Origin of the sequence: Klebsiella terrigena (assembly GCF_006539725.1) — a bacterium.
Taxonomy (GTDB): Bacteria; Pseudomonadota; Gammaproteobacteria; order Enterobacterales; family Enterobacteriaceae; genus Klebsiella; species Klebsiella terrigena.
This window is the reverse complement of the sequence record NZ_BJNO01000022.1, coordinates 89,055-96,615: the sequence shown is the minus strand read 5'-3', so window position 1 is coordinate 96,615 and position 7,561 is coordinate 89,055. Positions and strand designations below refer to the sequence as shown.

Below are 7,561 nucleotides of genomic sequence, written 5' to 3'. Positions count from 1 at the left end.
CTGCCAGGCATCAAATAAACGAAGAAACCTCATGCGCAAGCATGGGGTTTTTTTGTTGTCTGCGGTTTAAGGAAAAGTGACCGGATGCCGCCCGGATCGGGCGCTGCGCGCCGCGATCCCTGACCCTTTAGCCGCTAAGCTTGCCTCTCATCACCCGCGTTGTTCTTCTAACCAGCGGACAATAAATGCCGCGATCTGCGCAATATCATTTAAATCCAACTGGGGCAAAGAAGTCGTCACCGGCGCATCGCTGGCCACCGCAATAACGTACTTATCAAGAACAAGATCCTCAACGCGATGGCCGCCATTTTGCCGAAAAAGCACGATCTTAGGCACTGATTCATGCTTAAAACCCTCTACCAGCACAACGTCCAGCTTTGAGGCATCCATCCGGCTAACCAGCCACGGCAGGTCTACTTCTTCTTGATCCGGAGTTTCAGTCATCAGCGCCCAGCGCTGCGTGCTGGCGACAATAGTCTGCGCGGCGCCTGCTTTGCGCAGCTCATAGCTGTCTTTCCCTGGCTTATCGACATCCATATCGTGATGGGTATGCTTTATCAAACCCGGGCGCAACCCCTCGGCGCACAATGCCGGGATCAGCTGCTTTAATAACGTTGTTTTACCGGTTCCGCTCCAGGCAGAAATTGCTAAAACAGGGATCATAACGGCTCCTGCATATCGTGAATATGCTGTAAGTCAGCAAGCGTATTCACATTAATAAACGCAGACTTTACGTCGCTAAAATCGACGCTATGTCCGCCTGCCTGGCGCATAAAGACCATCACCCGCCGTTCGCCGGCCGCCAGATAGGCCTCCAGCTGTGGTATTAGCCGACGATGTATCAGGGCGATAGCGGGGTGATCCCGCTCCCCATCGTGCGCCCAGACCACCGGTGAGGCCTGCTTCTGCTGCATCAAACGCGCAACCAGAAACGGCGGAATAAACGGCGTGTCACAGGGGCAAAATACAAACCAGGGGCACTCTATCTGCTGCATCACCGACAGCATACCGGCCAGCGGTCCGGGAAAATCGCTAAGGCTATCGGTATAGATTGGGTAACCCGTCGCTTGCCAGCTTTGCAGATTACGGTTGGCGCTGATCGCCAGATTGGTCACCTGCGGTTGCAGCGCATCCGTAACATAGCGCCATAGCGGCTGTCCGTTTAGCCGCTGCAGTCCTTTATCCACTCCGCCCATCCGCGTGGCTTTTCCGCCGGCCAGCACGACGCCGGTTATTGCCTCGCCTTGCATAGAAATATCGCCTCTTTCATTGTGGGATTGACCCTGTTAACTTGTCCCTATCAAGAGTAAGGAGCATGAGCATGAAATGTAAACGTCTGAATGAAGTTATTGAACTCCTCCAGCCAGCCTGGCAAAAAGAGCCGGAACTGAATCTGATTCAATTCTTGCAGAAACTGGCGAAAGAGGCCGGTTATAAGGGGGAACTCGCCGATCTTTCTGACGATATTCTTATTTACCATCTGAAGATGCGTGACTCGACAAAAGAAGCCGTTATTCCGGGGATTAAGAAAGACTACGAAGAAGATTTCAAAACGGCGCTGCTGCGCGCTCGCGGCGTGATTAAAGAGTAAAAGGTTGTAAGTGCGACCACAGAATGAGTTATGAGATGATATCCTGAACTATTCGTACGATTATCGGATGTCAGGATGCACGATAAGGCTTTCAATTTTCAGACGCTTCACCCGGATACCATCATCGATGGCCTGTTTGATCTGGGGATGCGGGTAGACTCAGGTCTCACTCCGCTAAATAGCTATGAAAACCGCGTTTACCAGTTTCAGGACGAAGATCGCCGCCGCTATGTGGTGAAGTTCTATCGTCCTGAGCGTTGGTCTGCCGAACAGATCCTCGAAGAACACCAGTTTACCTTCCAGCTAGAGCAGGATGAGGTGCCCGTCGCCGCGCCGCTGCTCTTCAACGATCGCTCGCTTCATCAACACCAGGGCTTCTTCTTTGCCGTTTTCCCAAGCCTGGGCGGGCGTCAGTTTGAAGCGGATAACCTTGATCAGATGGAATGGGTAGGGCGTTTTCTTGGCCGCCTGCATCAAACCGGGCGCAAGCAGCTCTTTGTTGCCCGACCAGAGATCGGCATTAAGGAATATTTACTCGAACCGCGCGCGGTATTTGAGCACTCAACGCTGATACCGGCCGGCCTGAAGAAGCGTTTTCTCGCTGCGGCTGATAAGCTGATCGAGGCGGTCACGGCGAAGTGGGACGGCGGCGCTAAGATCCTGCGCCTGCACGGTGACTGCCATGCCGGAAATATCCTCTGGCGCGATGGCCCGCTTTTTGTCGATCTGGATGATGCCCGCAACGGCCCCGCTATTCAGGATCTCTGGATGCTGCTGAACGGTGATAAAGCCGAACAGCGCATGCAGCTGGAGACGGTCGTTGAAGCTTATGAAGAGTTCAGCCCGTTTAACACCGACGAAATTGCCCTCATCGAACCGTTACGCGCGATGCGCTTAGTCTACTACCTTGCGTGGTTGCTCCGACGCTGGGACGATCCTGCCTTCCCTATCAACTTCCCATGGCTTACCGGGGAAGACTACTGGCGCGGGCAGACCAAAACTTTTCTTGAGCAGGTGAAGGTTCTACAGGAACCCCCTCTTCAGTTAACGCCAATGTATTAATCTGATATTTCCAGGAGAGAGTTAAAAATGAAAAAAATTTGGCTGGCGCTGGCTGGTATGATTCTGGCTTTTAGTGCATCCGCTGCCCAGATAACCGACGGCAAGCAGTACATTACCCTCGAGAAGCCGGTTGCCGGCGAGCCGCAGGTGCTCGAATTCTTCTCGTTCTACTGCCCGCACTGCTATCAGTTTGAAGAAGTGCTGCACGTTTCTGACAACGTGAAGAAAAAGCTGCCGGAAGGCGTCAAAATGACGAAGTACCACGTTGAGTTCCTTGGCCCGTTGGGCAAAGATTTAACTCAGGCGTGGGCGGTGGCCATGGCGCTGGGCGTTGAAGATCGGATCACCGTTCCGATGTTTGAGGCGGTGCAGAAAACACAAACCGTGCAGACCGTTGCCGATATTCGTAAAGTCTTCGTTGATGCTGGCGTGAAGGGTGAAGATTACGATGCGGCCTGGAACAGCTTCGTGGTGAAATCTCTGGTTGCCCAGCAGGAAAAAGCCGCGGCTGACCTGCAGCTGCAGGGCGTACCGGCGATGTATGTTAATGGTAAGTATCAGCTGAACCCGCAGGGGATGGATACCAGCAATATGGACGCATTTGTCGCCCAGTATGCTGATACCGTTAAGCAGCTGGTTGAGAAGAAATAAAAAAATAACGCCGGTCACTGACCGGCGTTGTTGTTTTCGGGCTCAATAAAGTTACTTTTCCTGCCGTTGTAGCATTTCCGTCAGCCGGGCATCTTTTTCTTGCCATAACTCGTTCAGCCAGCGCTGAAAGCGACGTTTAAAGTTCTTATCATTCACGTAATCACCGTACAGCTCTTCAGCGACAGGCATCAGATTAACACGGACCACAATTCGCGTGAGGCGGCCGCTAAGCATGTCGTAAAAGGGGCGCCGGTTATTCTGCGGATAGCATAATGTCACGTCCAGCAGCTTATCGAACTGACTGCCCAGTACGTTCAGAGCCATCGCAACGCCTGCCGCCTTTGGTGGCAATAAGTTGCTATAAGGCGAACGAGTCTGGTGCTGTTTCTCCTCGGTGAAACGTGACCCTTCTACAAAGTTAACGATGGTCGTTGGATAAGCGCGGAATTTCTCGCAGGAACGACGGGTCGTTGCCACATCTTTGCCGCGGCGCTCCGGATGGCGAATGAGATAGCCTCGCGAGTAGCGGCGCATAAAGGGCATATCCAGCGCCCAGCAGGCAAGACCGATAAAAGGCACCCAGGCCAACTGCTGCTTGAGGAAGTATTTGTTCATCGGTATATGCTTGCGGAACAGCACGCAGAGCACCACGATATCTGCCCAGCTGTGATGATTGCTAATAAGCAGATACCAGTTCTTTTTATTCAGCCCTTCAAGACCCTGCACGTCCCACTTCAGCCCCGGGTTGAGGTACAGCAGCAGCGCCAGCCCTTCGCACCAGCAGTACATCATGAAATTACAAAAATGAGAGATAGCGCGCCATACCGCAGGGATCGGCACCAGCAGTTTAATCACTCCGGCGATAATAATCGGTACGGAACAAATAATGGTGACCAGGATGGTAAGAGCGATACTAAGAGGAAGCGTTATCGCTGCGAGTAATCTCGACATAGTTATTTTATTCAGAAAGTTAGGCTGAGAAAGAGCGCGATTAAACAGCGCAAGAGCCTGATTTTATCAGAAAACGCAGCAAATGACGGGTCTAACGAGAATAGAAAAACAGGCGGATCTTATATCCACATGGAGCATTGAGTCATCGTGACGGCTTTAAATCAATAATCTATATATAACCACATGATAAATAAAAACTAATTATAATGAAACGCGATTTTTTTCATACACGATGGCTACCGGCCTAAAACTATGCACAAACTTATCCACAGATAGCTGTGCCGCAGGATCGACCGGATCGATGAATCTTTTCGGCGAAATGTGGGAAAAATTCAGGTTTTCATGCCTGTCTGTGGCATCCTTTATCCATAATCTGATAAACAGGCACGGAAATTATGGTTCAGATCCCTGAAAACCCTCTCATCCTCGTTGACGGCTCCTCTTACCTTTACCGCGCGTATCACGCATTCCCGCCGCTGACCAACAGCGCAGGCGAGCCGACTGGCGCAATGTATGGCGTGCTGAATATGCTGCGAAGCCTGATCCTGCAGTACCAGCCCACCCATGCCGTGGTGGTGTTTGATGCCAAAGGGAAAACTTTCCGTGACGAACTGTTTGAGCACTACAAATCCCACCGCCCACCGATGCCCGACGATCTGCGCGCGCAGATTGAGCCGCTACACACGATGGTGAAAGCCATGGGCCTGCCGCTGATGGCGGTACCGGGCGTGGAGGCTGACGATGTGATTGGCACCCTGGCGCGTGAGGCCGAAAAAGCGGGTCGCCCGGTATTGATCAGTACCGGCGATAAGGACATGGCCCAGCTGGTCACTCCGGGTATCACCCTGATTAACACCATGACCAATACGATCCTCGGTCCGGATGAAGTGGTGACGAAGTACGGCGTTCCGCCAGAGCTGATCATCGATTTCCTCGCCCTGATGGGCGACTCCTCGGATAACATTCCGGGCGTTCCGGGAGTCGGAGAGAAAACCGCTCAGGCCCTGCTACAGGGATTGGGTGGCCTTGATACGCTGTATGCCGAAGCGGAAAAAATCGCTGGCCTGAGCTTCCGTGGCGCCAAAACAATGGCGGCGAAGCTCGAGCAGAATAAAGAGGTGGCCTACCTCTCCTATCAGCTGGCGACCATTAAAACAGACGTGGAGCTGGATCTGAGCTGCGAAGAGCTGCTGGTTCTGGAACCGGCGGCGGACGATCTGCTGACGCTGTTCAAAAAGTATGAATTCAAGCGCTGGATAACCGACGTGGAATCCGGCAAATGGATGCAGGCAAAAGGGAGCAAGCCTGCGGCAAAACCGGCGCAAGCGGCGGTGGCTGAAGAAGAGGTTGTTGAAGCTGCGGCAACGCTGTCTGCCGAAAACTACGTCACTATTCTTGATGAAGAGACGCTAACGGCGTGGATTGAGAAGCTCAAAAAAGCGCCGCTGTTTGCTTTCGATACGGAAACGGACAGCCTGGATAACATCTCGGCCAACATGGTCGGCCTGTCGTTCGCTATCGAACCCGGCGTTGCGGCCTATGTGCCGGTTGCGCATGATTATCTCGATGCGCCGGATCAGATCCCGCGCGATCGCGTGCTTGAGCTGCTCAAGCCGCTGCTGGAAGATAATAGCCTCCTCAAAGTTGGGCAAAACCTGAAGTACGACCGCGGGATTTTGGCGAACTATGGCATTGAGCTCCGCGGCATTGCCTTCGATACGATGCTGGAGTCCTACATCCTTGATAGCGTGGCGGGGCGTCATGACATGGACAGCCTCTCCGATCGCTGGCTTCAGCATAAAACCATCACCTTTGAAGAGATTGCCGGCAAAGGAAAGAATCAGCTTACGTTTAACCAGATTGCGTTGGAAGAAGCGGGCCGCTATGCGGCTGAAGATGCCGACGTCACTCTGCAGCTGCACCTGAAGATGTGGCCGAAGCTGCAGCAGCACGAAGGGCCGCTGCACGTATTTAACAACATCGAGATGCCGCTGGTACCGGTGCTATCCCGCGTTGAGCGCAACGGGGTTAAAATTGATCCGGCGGTGCTGCACGCCCATTCTCAGGAGATCGCTAAGCGCCTGGTTGAGCTGGAGCAGAAGGCCTATGAGATCGCCGGAGAAGAGTTCAATCTCTCCTCACCGAAGCAGCTGCAAACGATTTTGTTTGAAAAGCAGGGCATTAAACCGCTGAAGAAAACCCCGGGCGGCGCGCCATCGACTTCGGAAGAGGTGCTGGAAGAGCTGGCGCTGGACTATCCGCTGCCGAAGGTGATTCTTGAGTACCGTGGGCTAGCCAAGCTGAAGTCGACGTATACCGATAAGCTGCCGCTGATGATTAACCCCAAAACCGGCCGGGTCCATACCTCATACCATCAGGCCGTTACCGCTACCGGGCGACTCTCTTCAACGGACCCTAACCTGCAAAATATACCGGTGCGTAACGAGGAAGGGCGACGCATTCGTCAGGCGTTTATTGCGCCGCAGGATTATCTCATCGTCTCTGCCGACTACTCGCAGATTGAACTGCGCATCATGGCCCATTTATCTCGTGATAATGGCCTGCTGACCGCTTTTGCTGAAGGGAAAGATATCCACCGGGCGACGGCGGCTGAGGTCTTTAGCCTGCCGCTGGAGAGCGTCAGCAGCGAGCAGCGTCGTAGCGCTAAAGCGATCAACTTTGGTTTGATCTACGGCATGAGCGCATTTGGCCTCGCGCGCCAGCTCAATATTCCGCGCAGAGAAGCGCAAAAGTATATGGATCTCTACTTCGAGCGCTATCCGGGCGTGCTGGATTATATGGAGCGCACCCGCGCGCAGGCGAAAGAGCAGGGATATGTTGAAACCCTGGACGGTCGTCGGCTCTATCTCCCGGACATCAAATCCAGCAACGGTGCACGTCGTGCGGGCGCTGAGCGAGCGGCAATCAACGCGCCAATGCAGGGGACGGCGGCGGATATCATTAAGCGGGCAATGATTGCCGTTGATGAGTGGCTGCTGACCGAGAAGCCGCGGGTGCGAATGATCATGCAGGTGCACGATGAACTGGTCTTTGAAGTGCATAAAGATGACCTCGAGAGCGTGGCGAAAAAGGTCCATGAATTAATGGAAAACAGCACCACGCTGGCGGTTCCGCTGCTGGTGGAAGTGGGTAGCGGAGAAAACTGGGATCAAGCGCACTAAGTATTTTGTGGAGAGAGCGTTTTTCTGTAAGTAAGCAACATAACTTATAGAGTTTTGTGACGATCATTCGAATTTGCTATGTAAAGAGTGAAAAAAAACTACAAAAAGTGCTTTCTCCCTAACT

At 53.1% G+C, this 7,561-nt stretch carries 7 protein-coding genes; 4 read left to right on the top strand and 3 right to left on the bottom strand.

Annotated elements, in window-relative coordinates; genetic code table 11:
* Window positions 1-150 precede the first annotated feature (150 nt).
* Window positions 151-663, bottom strand: coding sequence for a molybdopterin-guanine dinucleotide biosynthesis protein MobB (gene mobB, locus RTE01_RS21015; RefSeq protein WP_041143375.1), 513 nt, complete (start codon window positions 661-663; stop codon window positions 151-153).
* A complete protein-coding gene (mobA, locus tag RTE01_RS21010; RefSeq protein WP_041143376.1) occupies window positions 660-1,250 on the bottom strand; it encodes a molybdenum cofactor guanylyltransferase MobA in 591 nt (196 codons plus the stop codon). The genes mobB and mobA overlap by 4 nt, the downstream gene beginning before the upstream one ends.
* Before the next feature lie 71 nt (window positions 1,251-1,321).
* Here mobA and RTE01_RS21005 point away from each other — a divergent pair, with 71 nt between their 5' ends.
* From RTE01_RS21005 to dsbA, 3 genes are all read left to right on the top strand, one after another.
* Window positions 1,322-1,591 carry a YihD family protein gene (locus RTE01_RS21005; RefSeq protein WP_045853708.1) on the top strand — a complete coding sequence of 90 codons (270 nt, stop codon included), beginning with the start codon at window positions 1,322-1,324 and terminating at the stop codon, window positions 1,589-1,591.
* A 75-nt stretch (window positions 1,592-1,666) separates the two neighbouring features.
* Window positions 1,667-2,653 (top strand): serine/threonine protein kinase, encoded by a 987-nt coding sequence (locus RTE01_RS21000; protein ID WP_134528281.1) that lies wholly within the window; start codon window positions 1,667-1,669, stop codon window positions 2,651-2,653.
* Between the two features lie 27 nt (window positions 2,654-2,680).
* The gene (dsbA, locus tag RTE01_RS20995) at window positions 2,681-3,304 is read left to right on the top strand and encodes a thiol:disulfide interchange protein DsbA (RefSeq protein WP_041143379.1); all 624 of its coding nucleotides are present in this window, start codon (window positions 2,681-2,683) and stop codon (window positions 3,302-3,304) included.
* 51 nt (window positions 3,305-3,355) lie between these two features.
* Here dsbA and RTE01_RS20990 read toward each other — a convergent pair whose 3' ends face one another.
* The gene (locus RTE01_RS20990) at window positions 3,356-4,255 is read right to left on the bottom strand and encodes an acyltransferase (protein WP_041143380.1); all 900 of its coding nucleotides are present in this window, start codon (window positions 4,253-4,255) and stop codon (window positions 3,356-3,358) included.
* Window positions 4,256-4,650: 395 nt separating this feature from the next.
* On the opposite strand from RTE01_RS20990, the gene polA reads away from it, so the two are divergent.
* A complete protein-coding gene (gene polA / locus RTE01_RS20985; RefSeq protein ID WP_141335333.1) occupies window positions 4,651-7,437 on the top strand; it encodes a DNA polymerase I in 2,787 nt (928 codons plus the stop codon).
* Window positions 7,438-7,561: the final 124 nt, after the last annotated feature.

What these genes read in the sequence shown, in the direction of transcription:
- mobB (WP_041143375.1), bottom strand. Translation starts at nt 663, where the DNA reads ATGATCCCTGTTTTAGCAATTTCTGCCTGGAGCGGAACCGGTAAAACA.
- mobA (WP_041143376.1), bottom strand. Translation starts at nt 1,250, where the DNA reads ATGCAAGGCGAGGCAATAACCGGCGTCGTGCTGGCCGGCGGAAAAGCC.
- RTE01_RS21005 (WP_045853708.1), top strand. Translation starts at nt 1,322, where the DNA reads ATGAAATGTAAACGTCTGAATGAAGTTATTGAACTCCTCCAGCCAGCC.
- RTE01_RS21000 (WP_134528281.1), top strand. Translation starts at nt 1,667, where the DNA reads ATGCACGATAAGGCTTTCAATTTTCAGACGCTTCACCCGGATACCATC.
- dsbA (WP_041143379.1), top strand. Translation starts at nt 2,681, where the DNA reads ATGAAAAAAATTTGGCTGGCGCTGGCTGGTATGATTCTGGCTTTTAGT.
- RTE01_RS20990 (WP_041143380.1), bottom strand. Translation starts at nt 4,255, where the DNA reads ATGTCGAGATTACTCGCAGCGATAACGCTTCCTCTTAGTATCGCTCTT.
- polA (WP_141335333.1), top strand. Translation starts at nt 4,651, where the DNA reads ATGGTTCAGATCCCTGAAAACCCTCTCATCCTCGTTGACGGCTCCTCT.